The 16,674-nt window shown below is 68.2% G+C and carries 12 protein-coding genes; 8 read left to right on the top strand and 4 right to left on the bottom strand.

Annotated features, from left to right (window positions below; translation table 11 throughout):
• Positions 1-80 precede the first annotated feature (80 nt).
• From C5E05_RS18880 to C5E05_RS18860, 5 genes are all read left to right on the top strand, one after another.
• Positions 81-1,610, top strand: coding sequence for an ABC transporter substrate-binding protein (locus C5E05_RS18880; RefSeq protein ID WP_104342811.1), 1,530 nt, complete (start codon positions 81-83; stop codon positions 1,608-1,610).
• Between the two features lie 82 nt (positions 1,611-1,692).
• Positions 1,693-2,658 carry an ABC transporter permease gene (locus tag C5E05_RS18875; RefSeq protein WP_104242866.1) on the top strand — a complete coding sequence of 322 codons (966 nt, stop codon included), beginning with the start codon at positions 1,693-1,695 and terminating at the stop codon, positions 2,656-2,658.
• A complete protein-coding gene (locus C5E05_RS18870) occupies positions 2,655-3,578 on the top strand; it encodes an ABC transporter permease (RefSeq protein ID WP_104242864.1) in 924 nt (307 codons plus the stop codon). The genes C5E05_RS18875 and C5E05_RS18870 overlap by 4 nt, the downstream gene beginning before the upstream one ends.
• Complete coding sequence (locus tag C5E05_RS18865) at positions 3,575-5,191, top strand: ABC transporter ATP-binding protein (RefSeq protein ID WP_104342794.1); 1,617 nt, start codon at positions 3,575-3,577, stop codon at positions 5,189-5,191. Before C5E05_RS18870 ends, C5E05_RS18865 begins: the two co-directional genes overlap by 4 nt.
• A 77-nt stretch (positions 5,192-5,268) precedes the next feature.
• The gene (locus tag C5E05_RS18860; RefSeq protein ID WP_104242861.1) at positions 5,269-6,186 is read left to right on the top strand and encodes a DUF808 domain-containing protein; all 918 of its coding nucleotides are present in this window, start codon (positions 5,269-5,271) and stop codon (positions 6,184-6,186) included.
• 28 nt (positions 6,187-6,214) lie between these two features.
• Here C5E05_RS18860 and C5E05_RS18855 read toward each other — a convergent pair whose 3' ends face one another.
• Positions 6,215-7,135 (bottom strand): LysR substrate-binding domain-containing protein, encoded by a 921-nt coding sequence (locus C5E05_RS18855; protein ID WP_104342793.1) that lies wholly within the window; start codon positions 7,133-7,135, stop codon positions 6,215-6,217.
• A 136-nt stretch (positions 7,136-7,271) separates the two neighbouring features.
• Between C5E05_RS18855 and putP the strand changes: the two genes are divergently transcribed.
• On the top strand, positions 7,272-8,789 hold the full coding sequence (putP, locus tag C5E05_RS18850; protein ID WP_104342792.1) for a sodium/proline symporter PutP: 1,518 nt from the start codon (positions 7,272-7,274) through the stop codon (positions 8,787-8,789).
• A gap of 118 nt (positions 8,790-8,907) precedes the next feature.
• Here putP and C5E05_RS18845 read toward each other — a convergent pair whose 3' ends face one another.
• Positions 8,908-10,623 (bottom strand): amidase, encoded by a 1,716-nt coding sequence (locus C5E05_RS18845; RefSeq protein ID WP_104342791.1) that lies wholly within the window; start codon positions 10,621-10,623, stop codon positions 8,908-8,910.
• Positions 10,620-11,660 (bottom strand): agmatine/peptidylarginine deiminase, encoded by a 1,041-nt coding sequence (locus C5E05_RS18840; protein ID WP_104342790.1) that lies wholly within the window; start codon positions 11,658-11,660, stop codon positions 10,620-10,622. The genes C5E05_RS18845 and C5E05_RS18840 overlap by 4 nt, the downstream gene beginning before the upstream one ends.
• A gap of 82 nt (positions 11,661-11,742) precedes the next feature.
• On the opposite strand from C5E05_RS18840, the gene C5E05_RS18835 reads away from it, so the two are divergent.
• Positions 11,743-12,378: a TetR/AcrR family transcriptional regulator gene (locus C5E05_RS18835; RefSeq protein ID WP_104342789.1), complete on the top strand. Its 636-nt coding sequence runs from the start codon at positions 11,743-11,745 to the stop codon at positions 12,376-12,378.
• Positions 12,368-14,188, top strand: coding sequence for a DEAD/DEAH box helicase (locus C5E05_RS18830; RefSeq protein ID WP_104242849.1), 1,821 nt, complete (start codon positions 12,368-12,370; stop codon positions 14,186-14,188). The genes C5E05_RS18835 and C5E05_RS18830 overlap by 11 nt, the downstream gene beginning before the upstream one ends.
• 183 nt (positions 14,189-14,371) lie before the next feature.
• On the opposite strand, the gene C5E05_RS18825 is transcribed toward C5E05_RS18830, so the two are convergent.
• Entirely contained in the window at positions 14,372-16,408 is a 2,037-nt protein-coding gene (locus tag C5E05_RS18825; protein ID WP_181059746.1) for an Ig-like domain-containing protein, read from the bottom strand.
• Positions 16,409-16,674 lie beyond the last annotated feature (266 nt).

Genomic DNA, 16,674 nt, shown 5'->3' with positions numbered 1-16,674 from the left:
CGCCCTGCGGCCTTGTACCTCGCCCAAGCGTGCCACATACTGATGAAACATTCACGAAAATGAACGAAGTGGAGTGCATCATGCAACGACGAAGTGCAGGGATCGGAGCCGCGGCCATCGGCGCGCTCCTCGTCTTGAGCGGATGCTCGGCCGGCGAGAGCGTCGACCTCGGTGGCGGAGACGCCGTCGAAGGCGAAGTGCTCCACGCGGCCATCGGCGGGGAACCCGACCAGCTCGACCCCCACAAGACGTCCTCCTACTTCTCGTTCCAGGTGCTCGAGAACGTCTACGACACCCTCGTCGAACCCGACGAGAACCTCGAGATGCAGCCCGCGCTCGCGGAGTCCTGGGAGACCAGCGACGACCAGCTGACCTGGACCTTCACGCTGCGCGACGGCGTCACCTTCCACGACGGCTCCGACTTCACGAGCGAGGACGTCGTCTACTCGTACAACCGCATCATCGACGAAGAGCTCGCCAACGCGTGGAAGTTCGACGCCGTCACGAACGTCGAGGCGCCCGACGACTCGACGGTCGTCATCACCGTCTCGCAGCCGACCCCGAACCTGCTTTCCAACCTCGGTGGGTTCAAGGGCATGGCGATCGTCGAGCAGTCCAACGTCGAATCCGGCGAGATCGCGAACGCGCCTGTCGGCACCGGCCCCTTCTCGCTCGCGAGCTACACGAGCGGCGACCGCATCGAACTCGCCGCCAACCCCGACTACTGGGACGGCGCCCCGAGCATCGGCGGCGTCGAGTTCCAGTTCATCTCGGAGCCCTCGACGGCGCTCGCGGCGCTCAAGAGCGGTGAGATCCAGTGGACCGACGTCGTCCCCGCCCAGCAGGTCGAGGAACTCAGCGGCGACGAGTCCATCGAGCTGGGGCAGAACCCGTCGAGCGACTACTGGTACCTGGCGCTCAACGAGGGCAAGGAGCAGTGGCAGGACCCACGCGTCCGCCAGGCCATCGCCTACGCCATCGACCGCGACGCCATCGTGCAGGCGGTCAGCTACGGCACCGCCGAGGCCAACCAGCTCGCCATCCCGCAGGACAGCATCTGGTACACGGAATACGACAAGTACTCGACCGACATCGAGGAGTCGAAGCGGCTCCTCAGCGAGGCCGGCTTCACCGGCGGAACGCTCGACCTGCTCGCGACGAGCGAGTACCCCGAGACCGTCACGGCCGCGCAGATCATCGCATCCAACCTCGAGCCGCTCGGCATCACCGTCGAGATCAGGCAGCCCGACTTCTCGACCTGGCTCGACGAGCAGAACTCCGGCAACTTCGACATGCTCATGATGGGCTGGCTCGGCAACATCGACCCGGACGACTTCTACTACTCGCAGCACCACAGCGACGGCGGCAGCAACGCCCAGAAGTACTCCAACCCGGAGGTCGACGCGCTGCTCGACTCGGCCCGCACGGAGACCGACCAGGCTGCGCGCAAGGAGCTGTACGCGCAGGCCGCGACGATCATCGCCGACGACGCCAGCTACATCTACCTGTACAACCCGTCGGTGATCCAGGTGTGGAGCCCGACCCTCGGCGACTACGAGGCGCGCGCTGACCGGGCGACGCGGTTCCGCGACGCCACGCTGACCCCGTAGCCCGCCCCGCCCAGCAACCGGGCGAGACGGCAATACAGCAAGACAACAACCCAGGACACAGGGTCCACGAGGGGAAAACCCAATGAGAATGTCGTTCGGCTCCATCGCCGCGTTCCTCGGCTGGCGCCTGCTCTACTCGGCGATCGTGCTGCTCGGAGTGCTCGTCGTCGTCTTCTCCCTCGTGCACTTCGTGCCGGGCGACCCAGTTCGGCTGGCGCTCGGCACGAGGTACACGCAGGAGGCGTACGACGCGCTCCGGGCGGCGTCCGGGCTCGACCGGCCCATCCTCGAGCAGTTCTTCTCCTACGTCGGCAACGCCCTCACGGGCAACCTCGGCGTGAGCTTCCGCAACGGCGACGCCGTGACGACGACGCTGCTCGAGCGCCTGCCGGCGACGCTCTCGCTGGCCGGCGTCGGTCTCGTGATCGCGCTCCTCATCTCCGTGCCCGCCGGCATCTGGTCGGCGCTGCGGGAAGGGCGCGTGAGCGACGGCGTCATCCGCGTCACGAGCCAGTTCGGCGTCTCGATTCCGGACTTCTGGATGGGCATGCTGCTCATCGGGCTGTTCTCGTCGACGCTGGGCTGGCTCCCCTCGAGCGGCTACTCGTCGATCAGCGATGACCCTGGCGACTGGGCCAGGCACGTGCTCCTGCCCGGCCTCACCGTCGGCCTCGTCGCTGGCGCCATCATGACCCGCTACATCCGCTCGGCCGTGCTCGAGGTGGCGTCCATGGGGTACGTCCGCACCGCGAAGTCCAAGGGACTCTCGGCGTGGACGGTGACGATGCGCCACATCGTCCGGAACGCGCTCGTGCCCGTCCTCACGATCGCCGGCATCCAGCTCGCCACGATCCTCGGCGGCGTCATCGTCGTCGAGGTCGTCTTCGCCTGGCCAGGGCTCGGACGCCTCGTCTACGACGCCGTCTCCTCCCGCGACTACCCGCTCATCCAGGGCTCCGTGTTGCTCATCGCCGTGATGTTCCTCGCCGTGAACTTCATCGTGGATGTGCTCTACGCGCTCGTCGACCCGAGGATCCGGCTCTCATGACCGCACAGAACCCAGAAGCCACGCGGCAGGCGGAAACCGGCCCGCCCGCACCGGAGGAACGCACCCGCGTCGCCGCCTGGCGCCTCCTCCTCAGCAACCCCGTGACGGTCGTCAGCGCGGTGCTCCTCTTCATCGTCGTGTTCGTCGCCCTGCTCGGCCCCTGGATCGCGCCATACGGCGTCAACGACGTCGACGTCGCGAACCAGCTCCAGCCGCCGAGCGCCGCGCACTGGTTCGGCACCGACGACCTCGGACGGGACGTGCTGAGCCGCGTGATGATCGCATCTGGCGTCTCCCTGCAGGTGGCGTTCGTGTCCGTCGCGTTCGCGTTCGTCGTCGGCGTGCTGGTCGGCGTCATCTCCGGCTACGCGGGCGGACTCCTCGACACGGTGCTCATGCGCCTCGTCGACGTCATGTTCGCGTTCCCCGTGCTGCTGCTCGCGCTCGCCATCGTCGCGATCCTCGCGCCAGGCCTCGCGACGACCATGCTCGCGATCGGCATCGTCTACACGCCCATCTTCGCGAGGGTCGCCCGAGCGAGCACGCTCTCGGTCCGCGTCGAGCCGTACGTCCAGGTCTCCCGCACGATGGGCACGCCATGGGCGAGCATCCTCGGCCGCCACGTGCTGCCCAACATCACCGGCCCGATCATCGTGCAGACCTCGCTCTCCCTGGCCTTCGCGATCCTCGCCGAATCGGCCCTCTCCTTCCTCGGCCTCGGCATCCAGCCGCCGGCCCCCTCCTGGGGCGGCATGCTCTTCGCCGCGCAGGGCTTCATCAGCCAGGCCTGGTGGATGAGCCTCTTCCCCGGCGTCGCGATCTTCATCACGGCGCTCTCCTTCAACCTGCTCGGCGACGGGATGCGAGACGTCCTCGACCCCAAGCAGCGCACCCTCATCGAGTCAAGGAGGAAGCGATGACCGCTCCAGCGCTCCGCGTCGCCGACCTGCGGGTCTCCATCGGCCGCAAGGACATCGTCAGGGGTCTGGACTTCTCGATCGAGCCGGGCGGAACGCTCGGCATCGTGGGGGAGTCCGGATCGGGGAAGTCGATGACCGTCCTCGCCGCCACCGGACTCCTCGACGCGCCAGGCGCCCGCGTCACGGGCACCAGCACGCTCAACGACCAGAAGCTCGGGCAGGTCGAGCTGATCGGCGCATCCGCTCGAACCCTGCGGAGCGTGCACGGCAACGGGATCGGCTTCGTCTTCCAGGACCCGAGCACCTCGCTCAACCCGCTGCTCACCCTCGGCCGGCAGCTGACCGAGTCGCTCGAGACGCACCGACGCCTCTCGCGCCGCGCCGCGCGCACGAAGGCCATCGAGCTCCTCGAATCCGTCGGCATCCCAGAGCCCGAAGCTCGCTTCGACGCCTACCCGCACGAGCTCTCCGGCGGGCAGCGGCAGCGCGTCATGATCGCCATCGCGCTCTCCTGCGACCCCGGCCTGCTCGTCGCCGACGAGCCGACCACCGCCCTCGACGTGACCACGCAGGCGCAGATCATCGATCTCGTCCGCACGCTCCAGCATGAGCACGGCACCGCCGTCATCTGGATCAGCCACGACATGGGCGTCATCTCGCAGGTCGCGGACGAGGTGCTCGTGATGCGTCACGGCGAGGCCGTCGAACGGCGCAGCGCCATCGACCTCGTCACGGCGCCACGGCATCCGTACACCAGGGAGCTGCTCGCAGCGAGGCCCCGGCTCGGCAAGGCGAAGCCCACCCCAGCGAGGCCGGACGCGACGACGATCCTCCGGGTCTCCGAGCTCGACGTGCGCTTCCCCATCCAGACCCCCAAGGGCCGCAGCCACGTGCACGCCGTCGACGGCGTCTCGTTCGAGCTGCGCCAGGGGACGACGCTCGGCATCGTCGGCGAGTCTGGCTCCGGGAAGTCGACCATCGCGAACGCGCTCACCGGCCTCGTCAAGCCGACGGGCGGCACAGCGACGCTCGAGGGCCTCGATGTGCTCAAGGCCGACAACCAGCTGCGGCGCCGCATCGCGATGGTCTTCCAGGACCCGTTCTCCTCGCTCGACCCCCGCATGTCCGTCGGCCAGTCGGTCGCCGAGCCGTTGCGCGTCCACCGCCTCCCCGCTGGCGGTTCGCGTTCCGTGCGCATCGACGAGCTCTTCGACCTCGTCGAGCTGCCGCGGGACTTCATCGGCCGGTATCCGCACGAGCTCTCCGGCGGGCAGCGGCAGCGGGTCTCGATCGCCAGGGCACTCGCGCTCGAGCCCGACATCGTCATCCTCGACGAGTCGACGGCGTCTCTGGATGTGTCCATCCAGTCCCGCGTCCTCGAGCTGCTGCGTAGGCTGCAGGACGAGCTCTCGCTCAGCTACCTCTTCATCGCGCACGACCTCGCGATCGTCGAGGAGATGAGTCACGATGTGCTCGTCATGCAGCGCGGGCGAATCGTCGAGCATGCCCCTGCCGACGAGATCTTCGGCGCCCCGAAGGAGGAGTACACGAAGCAGCTGCTCGCGGCGATCCCGCCGGAGCTCCCGAGAAGCCTGAACGCGCATCCGTCCTGACCTCCCTGCTCTCGCACACCGCGGGTAAGCTCTGTCTGCCGCGTTCCGCGCTGCACCAGAACACCAAGGAGAACACCGTGCCCGTTGGCCTGCTCGCCGTCGTCGACGACATCCTCACCGCTGCGCTGAAGGCCTCGGCGAAGTCGGCGGGAGTCGTCATCGACGACGCCGCCGTCACTCCGCAGTACGTGCAGGGCATCACGCCAGCACGGGAGCTGCCGGTGGTGTGGAACATCGCCAAGGGCAGCCTCTTCAACAAGTTCGTGATCATCATCCCGATCGCGCTGCTGCTGACGGCCTTCGCGCCCTGGGTGCTGCCCTACCTCCTCATCGTGGGCGGCGTGTACCTGTGCTTCGAGGGCGCGGAGAAGGTCACCGAGTGGTTCGGCCACCATCACGCGCTCGACGAGGACCATCCGCGTGACGAGAAGAAGCTCGTCTCGGGAGCGGTGCGCACCGACCTGATCCTCTCGACCGAGATCATGCTCATCTCGCTGTCGAACCTCGACCCCGAGCTGGGGTTCTGGATGCGCTTGGCGGCCCTCGTCGTCATCGCGCTCGCCATGACGGCCCTCGTCTACGGCGCCGTGGCGCTGCTCGTCAAGATCGACGACGTCGGCCTGCACATGGCGACCCGCCGCGACCGCCGCACCCGCCACCTCGGCGTGCGCATCGTGCGCTCCATGCCCGCCGTCTTCCGGGTCATCAGCATCGTCGGAACCGTCGCGATGCTCTGGGTGGGCGGCCACCTCGTCATCATCAACGTCGGCGAGGTCGGCTGGCACGCGCCTGCAGACCTGCTGCACGAGATCGAGCACGCCCTCATGAACGCCGGTGCCGTCGTCGTCTGGCTCGTCGACACGCTCATCTCCGCCATCGTCGGTCTCGTCGTCGGCCTGGTCGTCGTCGGCATCACGCTGCTCGTCGGACGCATCCTGCCGAAGAAGCCCAAGGCGGCCGCGACCGCAGAAGCTCCCGGCGTCGAGAAGCACTAACGACGCATTGCGGGGCCGGATGGTCGGCTCAGTCCGGCACGCCGGGTTCCGTCGAGGCGCCTGCCGCGACGAGCTCCGAGAACGCGGTGCCAAGCGCATCCCTGACGAGACGCACGCTGTCTCGATCGCGGAGCGCCCCACGCGTCGCCGTGAAGATGTCCCGGTGGGGCCGCCCCGGGAGGTCCAGGAAGCGCAGCCCGCCGCCAGATGCGGCGCCCACGAGCTCGGAGACGAGGCCAACCGCGTGACCCGCGGCGATGAGGCGCAGGTGCGTGTGCAGGTCACTGGCCACGTACCGCACTTCCGGTTCGAATCCCGCCGCCCTGCACTGCTGCTCCGCCCAGTCACGCGCGGCGGTGCCCGGGGGCTCCATCACCCAGGGGCTGCCGCGGAAGTCGGCGATCGAGGTGGCTCCAGACGTTCCGGCGGTCGCGAGCGAGATCGCGTCGAACCCGAGGACCTCACGCTCGATGCCCTCCGCGTGGGGCCTGGTGTGGCCTGGATACTCCTCGGCGACCACGAGGTCGTACCGGTGCGCCTCGAGTTCGAAGAGCCCCTCCTCAGGTGAGACGGCGTCCACTTCGACCCGGATGTCCGGACGGGTCTGCTCCAGGAGCGTCAGGGCCCGGGGGAGCAGCGCGCGGACGACGGATTCGAGCGCGGCCACCCGCACCCGCTCGGTGCCCGTGCGCATCGCGCCGAGCTCATCGCGAGCGCGGGTCTCCAGGTCGAGCACACGCGCGGCGTGCTCGGCGAGTGTCACCCCCTGCGGCGTCAGCCGCACGCGCCTGCCATCCTGCACGAGCAGGGGAACGCCCACCTCGCGCTGCAGCTGCGCCAGCTGGTGCGAGACGGTCGACGCGCTGAAGTTGAGCGAGGCCGCGACGGCAGTGATGGTGCCTCGCAGCTGCAGCTCTCGCAGCAGGCGGAGGCGGCGGAGGTCCCACATCTTGCGCCACCTTTCGATTTCATCGATGAGTTCGTTTCGACTATCTTCGCTATTCGTCCGCAATCACGCCAGCAACACTGGAAAGGGCGCGTATCCACCGGGGTCGACGCGTCGCTTCCAGAAGGAGTCAATGCCGATGTCCGATCTGACCTTCCAGCTCATCGCCCTCGCGATCTACTTCGCGGCGATGGTGGGCATTGGGCTCTACGCGTTCCGCAAGACCAAGGATCACGAGGATTACATGCTCGGCGGCCGCAACCTCAGCCCGGGCACCGCAGCGCTCAGCGCCGGGGCCTCCGACATGTCCGGCTGGCTCATGATGGGACTCCCCGGAGCCATCTACATCTCCGGACTCATCGAGGCCTGGATCGCCATCGGCCTCACGATCGGCGCCTACCTCAACTGGCGCTTCGTCGCCCCGCGCCTCCGCGCCTACACGGAGGTGGCGAAGAACTCCATCACCATCCCCAGCTTCTTCGAGAACCGCCTGCGCGACCGCTCGCGCCTCCTCCGCATCGTCAGCGGCGTCGTGATCCTCATCTTCTTCACCTTCTACATCTCGTCCGGCATGGTCGCCGGCGGCGTGTTCTTCGAGGGATCATTCGGCGGCGACTACCTGGTCGGGATGCTCCTCGTCACGGGCGTCACGCTGCTCTACACTCTCTTCGGCGGGTTCCTCGGGGCGTCGTTCACCGACGTCGTGCAGGGGCTCATGATGATGCTCGCGCTTGTCCTGATCCCCGTCGTCGCCATCTTCACGCTCGGGGGCTTCGGCGGCGTCTCCGAGGCCATCGTCGCGTCCGGCATCGAGCACACGGGGCTCATCCCCGGCGACGGACTCGACTGGGTGACCACGCTCGCCATCGTCTCGGCACTCGCCTGGGGCCTCGGCTACTTCGGCCAGCCGCACATCATCGTCCGGTTCATGGCGATGCGCGACCCGGGCTCGGCCAAGGCGGGACGCCGAATCGGCATGTCCTGGATGACGCTCTCCATGGTCGGAGCCGTCACGGCAGGAATCGTGGGCGTCGCCTACATCCAGCGCAACGGCATCGAGCTGAGCGACCCCGAGGCGGTCACGCTGGTCATGGCGCAGGTCATGTTCCACCCCATCGTGAGCGGCTTCATCCTCGCCGCTGTCCTCGCCGCCATCATGAGCACGATGTCGAGCCAGCTCATCGTGTGCTCGTCGGCGCTCGTCGAGGACCTGTACATGGTCATCGCGAAGAGGCAGCCCTCCGCTCAGAAGCTCGTGATCCTCGGTCGCACGTGCGTGTTCGCCGTCGCGGTCGTCGCGGGCGTCCTGGCCTTCGACCGGACGGGCACCATCCTCAGCCTCGTCGGCTTCGCCTGGGCCGGCTTCGGCGCGGCCTTCGGCCCCGCCGTCATCCTCAGCCTCTACTGGCGCAAGCTCACCAACTGGGGAGCGCTCGCGGGTATGGTCGCGGGCACGATCACCGTGTTCGCCTGGTCCGCCCTCGGGACCGACCTCTACGAGATCGTTCCTGGCGTCGTCGTCAGCCTCATCGCCTCGGTCGTCGTCAGCCTCCTCACGTACAAGCGCGACCCCGAGATCGATGCCGAGTTCGATCAGGCCAAGACGCTGGTCGTGAAGAAGGCCGACGCCGTCGAGGACGAGAAGGTCGAGGCGTAGCGGCCGCGAGCCGCGCCCTGCCGCCACCCAGTCGCACGAAGTTGTGGCCCGGTGCGCTTCCCGGATTCGGGAGGCGCACCGGGCCACAACTCTGTCGGGACCGAGGCGCGGCGAGACGTCAGAGCCGCGGCGTGCGCGGCGGCTCCGTGCGGCGCTCTCCCGTCGCCTCGAAGGCCGCGGCGAGGCGGAGGAGCGCCGTGTCGTCGTAGGCCCTCCCCGCGAAGGTGAGCCCCACGGGCATCCCGATGTCCGCCATCGTGCCCATCGGCACGGTCACGGTGGGGATGCCCAGGTGGCGGATGGCGAGGTTCCCGTTCGCGACCCAGACGCCGTTGCGCCAGCCCAGGTCGGCTGAGGCCACGTCGACGTCCATGTCGGCTGGGCCCACGTCGGCCACCGCCGGGAAGGCTACAGCGTCGAGGCGCTGGGCGAGCATCCACTCCTCGAGGTCGACCCGCCGAGTCTCCTCGAGGCCGCGCACGCCGGCGGCGAGCTCCGGGATGTCGGCGAACGAGGCGACCGGATGCTCGCGCACGTGGTCCGGGTAGGTGGCGATGTCGTCGTCGAAGCCCGTGTAGCGGTCAGGGAGTGCCCCCTCGGGGTGCGGGAAGATGCGCGAGCCGTCGACCTGGGTCAGGGAGTTGAGCTGCGGGTCGGCATTCGCCGAGAGGAAGTCCTCCCATCCCCATGCCGACAGGTCGACGATCTCGCGCTTGAGGTACTCGGGGGAGACGAGCCCGCGCGTGTGGATCTTCGGAGCTCCCGGCCGGTCGCCCTCGTAGTTCGACACGACAGGAAAGTCGACCTCGACGACGGTCGCGCCCGCCGCCTCGAGGTCGGCCCGCGCCGCCTCCCAGAGCTCGACGATGGATCGACGCGTGTCGATCTTCTGGCCGGTCGGACCGCCGATACCCGGCTCGGACGACGTTCCCGCGTCCGGGTCGGCGTTGATGTACATGCGGGGCACGCCGATGCGGGTGCTCGCGAGGCCGGCACGCGCATCCGCCTGGTTCGACGGGAGGAGGGCGACATACGAGGCGGGACGCACCTCCGAGACGGGAGGGATGCGCACCCACGGCTGCGCCCGCCAGAAGTCGCCTCGCGTCTGCGCATCGTCGGCCACCACCACGTCGAGCACCTCGAGGAGGTCGGCCATGGAGCGGGCGTGGGGGACGACGACGTCCATCGTCGGGACGAGCGGCCAGTTGCCGCGCACCGAGATCACGCCCCGTGATGGCGTGTACGCGCAGAGCGCGTTGTTCGAAGCCGGGGCCCGACCGCTCGACCACGTCTCCTCGCCGAGACCGAACGCCGCGAAGCTCGCCGCCGTCGCGGTTCCCGAGCCGTTCGAGGAGCCGGAGCCGAACGCGCTCGTCAGGAACGCGGCGTTGTACGGGCTCTCGGCGCGGCCGTACTCGCCGCGCTGCATGCCGCCATTCGCCATCGGCGGCATGTTCGTGAGCCCGAGGCAGATCGCACCCCCAGCGCGGAGGCGTTCGATCGTGAACGCGTCGCGCTGCGCGACGAGGCCCGCGAAGGCGGGGCTCCCGGACGCCGCGGTCAGGCCCTCGACGAGGTAGCTGTCCTTCGCCGTGTAGGGAATGCCGTCGAGCGGGCCGAGCAGGTGCCCCGCCGCGCGGCGCCGGTCCGAGGCGCGAGCCTCTTCGAGCGCATCCGGGTTCTGGACGACGACCGCGTTGAGCTTCGGACCGCTCGCGTCGTAGGCCGCGATCCTCTCCAGGTAGGCCTCGACCAGGCCGGCGCTCGTCGCGCGCCCGTCCTCGAGCGCGGCCCGGAGCTGCGCGATCGGCGCCTCGACCACGTCGAAGCTCACCGTGCACCCCCGAGCGTGGGCTGCTGCTGGGTGATGCAGTGGATGCCGCCCCCGCGCGCGAACAGCTCACGGGCATCCACCGACACGACCGTGCGGCCGGGGTAGACCGACTCGAGCACCTCGCGCGCCCGCGCATCTGCCGCCTCGTCGTCGAAGCCGCACGCGATGACGCCATCGTTCGTGACGAGGTGGTTGACGTAGCTCCAGTCGACGAAGCCCTCCTCATCGCGGAGCGTGCTCGGCGCAGGGATGCCGACGATCTCGAGTTCTCGGCCGGCGGCATCCCGCTGGCCCGCGAGGTGCGTGCGCAGTCCGGCCACGACCTCGTGGTCCGGATGCTCGGGGTCGAGCTGCTCGTGCAGGAGGAGCGTGCCAGGTGCGGTGAGGGTCGCGACGATGTCGACGTGCCCGTTCGTGCCGAACTCGTCGTAGTCGCGGGTGAGCCCCCGTGGCAGCCAGATGGTGTGCGTCGCGCCGAGCGTCCTCGCGAACTCGGCCTCGACGCGCGACTTGTCGGCGAGCGGGTTGCGTCGCGGATCGAGCTGCACGGTCTCCGTCGCGAGCAGCGTGCCCTTGCCGTCGACATGGATGCCGCCGCCCTCGTTGACGAGCAGAGAGCTCACGAGCTCAGCACCGCTGGCCTCTGCGACGAAGCGGCCGATCCCCGCCGACTTCTGCCACTCGGCCCACGCCGGCGCGCCCCAGCCGTTGAAGATCCAGTCGACGGCGCCGAGGACGCCGGGCCGTTCGTCGTCGGTGACGAAGGTCGGGCCGATGTCGCGCATCCAGAACTCGTCGAGGGGTGCCTCGAGGATCTCGATCTCCTCGCCGAGCATCCGGCGGGCGCGATGCAGCTCGCTGGGATCGACGACCATCGTGACGGGTTCGAAGCGCGCGACGGCGTGCGCGACCGCGGTCCAGGCCGCGTAGCCGGCCTCGCGCTGCGCGGCCGTGTCGCCGAGCGTGATCCCCTCGCGGGGGAAGGCCATCCACGTGCGATCGTGCGGTGCCGTCTCGGCGGGCATCTTCCAGGCCATATCCGGTCCTCCAGAACTCGAAGCGAGCATTGTTGATCATGTGATCAACAAGTGCTCGAAGAGTACGTAGACTCGGGACATCGTGTCAAGAGCCATCAGGAAGCCAGCAGCAGAGCGCCGCGCCGACATCACCGCGGCCGCGATCGACCTCGCCCTCGAAGAGGGGCTCGCCGGTATCACCATGCGCGCCGTCGCCACGCGAATCGGCGTCGCCCCAGCCCTCGTCGCCCACTACGAGCCCAACATGGACGAGCTCGTCACCTCCACGTTCAGGGCCATCGTGGGAGGTGAGCTCGACGAGCTCGAAGTGCAGCTCGCGCCCGTCTCGTCGGCATCCAAGAAGCTGGACCTGCTCGTGAGCACCCTCCTCGACGGCAGCCGCGATGCCGTGACGCACGTGTGGGTCGACGGATGGTCGCTCGGGCGGCGCAACGAGATCCTCGCCGAGGGGGTGCGTGCCGAGATGGACAGATGGCACGCCGCCATCACGCGCATCCTCGTCGACGGAAGCGCGACGGGGGAGTTCCGGGTGCGCGAGGCGGACGCCGTCGCCTGGCAGATCCTCGGCATGATCGACGGCCTCAACGCCCACGCGCTCGTGCGCTGGGGGCGCGATGCAGACCGCGCTGATCTGCTTCGCTCAGTGCTTGATGCGATACTCAGAACTGAAACTGCCCAAATTCCTACAGAAACGACTAGTCTAAAGCGTGACTTCTAGCAATTCTTCCGTTCAGACCGAGGCCGAGGCTCCCTCCGAAGAGGCCCAGGCCCTGCCTACATTCGCCGATCTCGGTCTTGACGGGCCCGTACTCAAGGTCCTCAGCGACGTCGGGTACGAGACCCCCTCCGCCATTCAGGCCGCGACCATCCCCACCCTCCTCGAAGGCCGCGACGTCGTCGGCCTCGCGCAGACGGGAACCGGCAAGACGGCCGCGTTCGCGCTGCCCATCCTCTCCCAGCTCGACGTCGACCAGAAGACGCCTCAGGCGCTCGTGCTGGCACCGACCCGCGAACTCGCACTCCAGGTGTGCGAGGCGTTCGAGAAGTACGCGGCCCGCATGCGCGGCGTCCACGTGCTGCCCATCTACGGCGGCCAGGGCTACGGCGTCCAGCTCTCCGCGCTGCGTCGCGGCGTGCACATCGTCGTCGGCACCCCGGGTCGCATCATGGACCACCTCTCGAAGGGCACGCTCGACCTCAGCGAGCTCAAGTTCCTCGTCCTCGACGAGGCCGACGAGATGCTCAAGATGGGCTTCGCGGAAGACGTCGAGACGATCCTCGCCGACACCCCGGACACCAAGCAGGTCGCGCTGTTCTCGGCGACCATGCCGTCGCAGATCCGCCGCATCTCGAAGAAGTACCTCAACGACCCCGCCGAGATCACGGTCAAGACGAAGACCACCACCTCGTCGACCATCACGCAGCGCTACCTCATCGTGAGCTACGCGCAGAAGGTCGACGCGCTCACTCGCATCCTCGAGGTCGAGAACTTCGAAGGCATGATCATCTTCGTTCGCACGAAGAACGAGACGGAGGGCCTCGCCGAGAAGCTCCGCGCACGCGGCTACTCGGCAGCCGCCATCAACGGCGACGTCGCTCAGGTGCAGCGCGAGCGCACCGTCAACCAGCTGAAGTCGGGCAAGCTCGACATCCTCGTCGCGACCGACGTCGCTGCCCGCGGTCTCGACGTGGAGCGCATCAGCCACGTCGTGAACTTCGACATCCCGACCGACACCGAGTCGTACGTGCACCGCATCGGCCGCACGGGCCGTGCCGGTCGCACCGGCGACGCGATCAGCTTCATCACGCCGCGCGAACGCTACCTGCTCGGCCAGATCGAGAAGGCGACCAAGCAGGAGCTCACGCAGATGCAGCTCCCCAGCGTCGACGACGTCAACACGACGCGCCTCACGCGCTTCGACGACGCCATCAGCGAGGCGCTCACGCAGTCCGACCGTGTCGAGAAGTTCCGCGACATCATCGAGCACTACGTGCGCCACCACGACGTGCCGGAAGCCGACGTCGCTGCTGCCCTCGCGATCGTGGCCCAGGGCGAGACGCCCCTGCTCCTCGACGCGGAAGCAGAGCGCAAGGAGCGCTTCGAACGCAACCAGCGCGAGCAGGCGGAGCGCAAGGAGCGCCGCGACCGCGAAGGCGGCGGCGACAGCCGTGGCTCGCGCGGTGGCGACCGTCGTGAGAGCGGCGGAGAGCGTGCACCCCGCCGCCCGCGCTCGAACGGCAAGCCCATGGCCATGTACCGCCTCGCCGTCGGCAAGCGCCACAAGGTCGAGCCCCGCCAGATCGTTGGCGCGCTCGCGAACGAGGGCGGCCTGAGCCGCGACGACTTCGGTGCGATCGACATCCGCCCCGGCTTCTCGCTCGTCGAGCTGCCCGCCGACCTGTCGAACGACGTGCTCGACAAGCTGACCGGCACGCGCATCTCGGGCAAGCTCATCGAGCTGACCCCAGACCGCGGACCGTCGCGCGACTCGGGCGACCGCCCCTACAAGAAGCGCTACGACAGCTGAGTCGCGACTCCGTGAGATGCCCCTCGCCCATGCGGCGAGGGGCATCTCTGCTTCGTCCACGTTGTCGCTCGCTCGTATCGAGGTGTTTGCTTCCCCTCTGGCGGTCCCTGTCTCTGTGCAGGCGAAAAGGCGGGCCACTCGTGAGAGTGACCCGCCTTTCCTGCTTGGACTCCTCAGCGGAGACTAGTCGCGCGCGGTGCGCCGCCGCTTCAGCAGGAAGAGCGCGCCGCCGGACAGGGTGACGAGGGCCGCAGCCGGAATCAGCCAGGTCGGCATCTCTCCTCCCGTCGTGGCGAGGCTTCCGCCGCTCTGCGGCGTAGGTGGCGCGGACTTGCCCGGCTGCGTCGTCGGCGTGTCTGGGGTCGTCGGCGGCTGGGCAGGAACTGCGGGCTCAGTCGCGGTGGGCGTGGGTGTCGGTGTCGCGGTCGGTTCAGGCGTCGGGGTCGGCGCAGGCGTTCCGGTGGGCGTGGGCTTCGGAGTCGGCGTTGGCGTTGGCGTTGGCGTGGGCGTGGGCGTCGGTGTTGGTGTCGAGGTGGGCCCTGGCGTCGCGGTTGGCGTCGGCGTCGGCGTTGGTTCCGGTGTTGCGGTCGGCTCGGGCGTCGATGTCGGCGTAGCTGTGGGCTCGGGCGTCACGGTTGGCGTCGGCGTCGGTTCCGGTGTTGAGGTCGGCGTTGGCGTGTTCGTGACCGCGATCACTCCGCAGGCGTTCGACTTCGTGAGGTCGACCGAATACGGCCCGGATACAACCGATGTGTAACCGGCGACGGCTTCCTCTTCGATCGTGTACGTGACAGGCTCGCCCGGGGTGAGCTGCGTCGGCAGGTTCCGCCACACGTAGTGCTGAGTACCGGGCTCCAGAGTCACCGTCTGGTCCGCTAGGAGGGCACCGTCGAGGCCGACGGCGGGTGCGCCGTTCGCTAGGAGCTTGAATGTCGCGGCAGGCACGTCGAGCGGGCCCGCGGGCGGCGCCGCAGGGCAGGTTCCTGTTCCGGCGCTCACGCCGGCCTCGGACTTGCCCGCCCACTCCTTTTTGAGCATGAGAGAGGTCGTGGGCTGCTCGGCGAACTCGGTCTCGCCCCAACCTGAGGCGTTCACGAACTTGAACCAACCGCCGTCGACGACCTCGCCCTCGATCTCGGTGGAAGTGATGCTCGCGGAGTTCTTGATCTCGGCGTTCATCTTCGGGAGCACCGTGCGGTAGGAGAGCGCATACTGGGCCTTGTCGCTCGGCTTCACACCCTGCGACGCGAGGTAGTCGCTGATGCGCAGCTCGAGTGTCGTCGAACCGTCCGGGTCAGCGGCGAAGGTGAGGAACTCACTGTCGGCAAGGCCGGAGAACGACTGCGTTGTGCCGCCGTCGCGGACGTTGAGCGTGAGGAAGTCCTTCAGGTACGGGCCAGCGAGCAGGCCGTCGAGCTCGGCCGCGGTGAGCGTCCGTCGTCCGTCGTCCGGGTCCTGCTTGATCTCGGGCGCGAAGCCACCGAGGTTCTGCAGCTTGTCTTTCAGGATGATGTTCTGGCCCAGGGCCGTGGGCTCGCCAGACTGCCAGTTGTTCAGCTCCACGAACCACTGCGCGAAGATCTGGCCGCTGTTCGCCGGCTGGATCCACGCGAAGTCGTACGCGAAGGAATCGAGCTTCAGCTTCTGCTGGAGGTTGACCGAGTCGCTGCTGTTCCCCGACCACTTGGTGATCATCATGGGGTTCTCGCCGGGAGCGGCTCCGAACTTGACGACGGGGAAGTACACCGTCTCGCCACCGATGATGACCTGGTTGTCGACGGGGGTGCCCTCATCTGGGATCTTCACGTAGGTGATGACGTACTCGAAGCCACCCGAGAGGCTGGCGGCACCGGCAGCGTCGTCGGTGAAGGTCACCGTGACCTTTCCGGTGCCGTTCGGGACAGCAGTGGCGATCTGGCCGAGTGCCACGCTTTCGGTCGATGCCACGGCGAAGCCGTCTGGCAGCGTCACATCGAACGAATCGCCCGGTTCGACGCCGGTTGGCATGTTGAAGCTGAAGCCCAGTTTGTAGGGCTGGTTCGGCGAAACCGTGTCGACGGCCTCGCCAGCTGCGTTGGTCAACGTGACGCCGCTTGTCGTCGGCTGCACGGTTGCTGCCGCCGCGCTCTGTGCTGCGAACGTCAGGCCTGCGACTGCGAGTGCTCCGACGAGCAGTGTCTTGAGAGCCGCCCCCGCGGTGTCTCGGAATGTGCGTTTCACTTCTCGTCTTTCCCCCGTCTGCTGGCCCCTTGGCGCAGCACGAAGAACCAGACTATAGCCCGGTCCAATCTGCCGACGGATTGAGATCATGTAAACAAGCATTCCCTGCCGTTGACTGCTCGTTCTGTTGGTTGCAGACATCTCACCGTCGCTTGGGGGTGGTCTCCTCCGTGAACAGCGGGCAGTGGTGAACGCCACGGCCGCCGTCCACCGCTTCGCTAGAGTTGGCGTGCGCGACGACGCGCGTCCCACTCAGCCAAGGAGTA

The sequence above is a fragment of the Pseudoclavibacter sp. AY1H1 genome (assembly GCF_002931055.1).
GTDB lineage: Bacteria > Actinomycetota > Actinomycetes > Actinomycetales > Microbacteriaceae > Pseudoclavibacter.
The sequence above is the reverse complement of the archived record's forward strand: the minus strand, read 5'-3'. Positions and strand labels throughout refer to the sequence as shown.

Excerpts from the sequence above, each read along its gene's own strand:
- C5E05_RS18880 (WP_104342811.1), top strand. The coding sequence starts at position 81 with ATGCAACGACGAAGTGCAGGGATCGGAGCCGCGGCCATCGGCGCGCTC.
- C5E05_RS18875 (WP_104242866.1), top strand. The coding sequence starts at position 1,693 with ATGAGAATGTCGTTCGGCTCCATCGCCGCGTTCCTCGGCTGGCGCCTG.
- C5E05_RS18870 (WP_104242864.1), top strand. The coding sequence starts at position 2,655 with ATGACCGCACAGAACCCAGAAGCCACGCGGCAGGCGGAAACCGGCCCG.
- C5E05_RS18865 (WP_104342794.1), top strand. The coding sequence starts at position 3,575 with ATGACCGCTCCAGCGCTCCGCGTCGCCGACCTGCGGGTCTCCATCGGC.
- C5E05_RS18855 (WP_104342793.1), bottom strand. The coding sequence starts at position 7,135 with ATGTGGGACCTCCGCCGCCTCCGCCTGCTGCGAGAGCTGCAGCTGCGA.
- putP (WP_104342792.1), top strand. The coding sequence starts at position 7,272 with ATGTCCGATCTGACCTTCCAGCTCATCGCCCTCGCGATCTACTTCGCG.
- C5E05_RS18840 (WP_104342790.1), bottom strand. The coding sequence starts at position 11,660 with ATGGCCTGGAAGATGCCCGCCGAGACGGCACCGCACGATCGCACGTGG.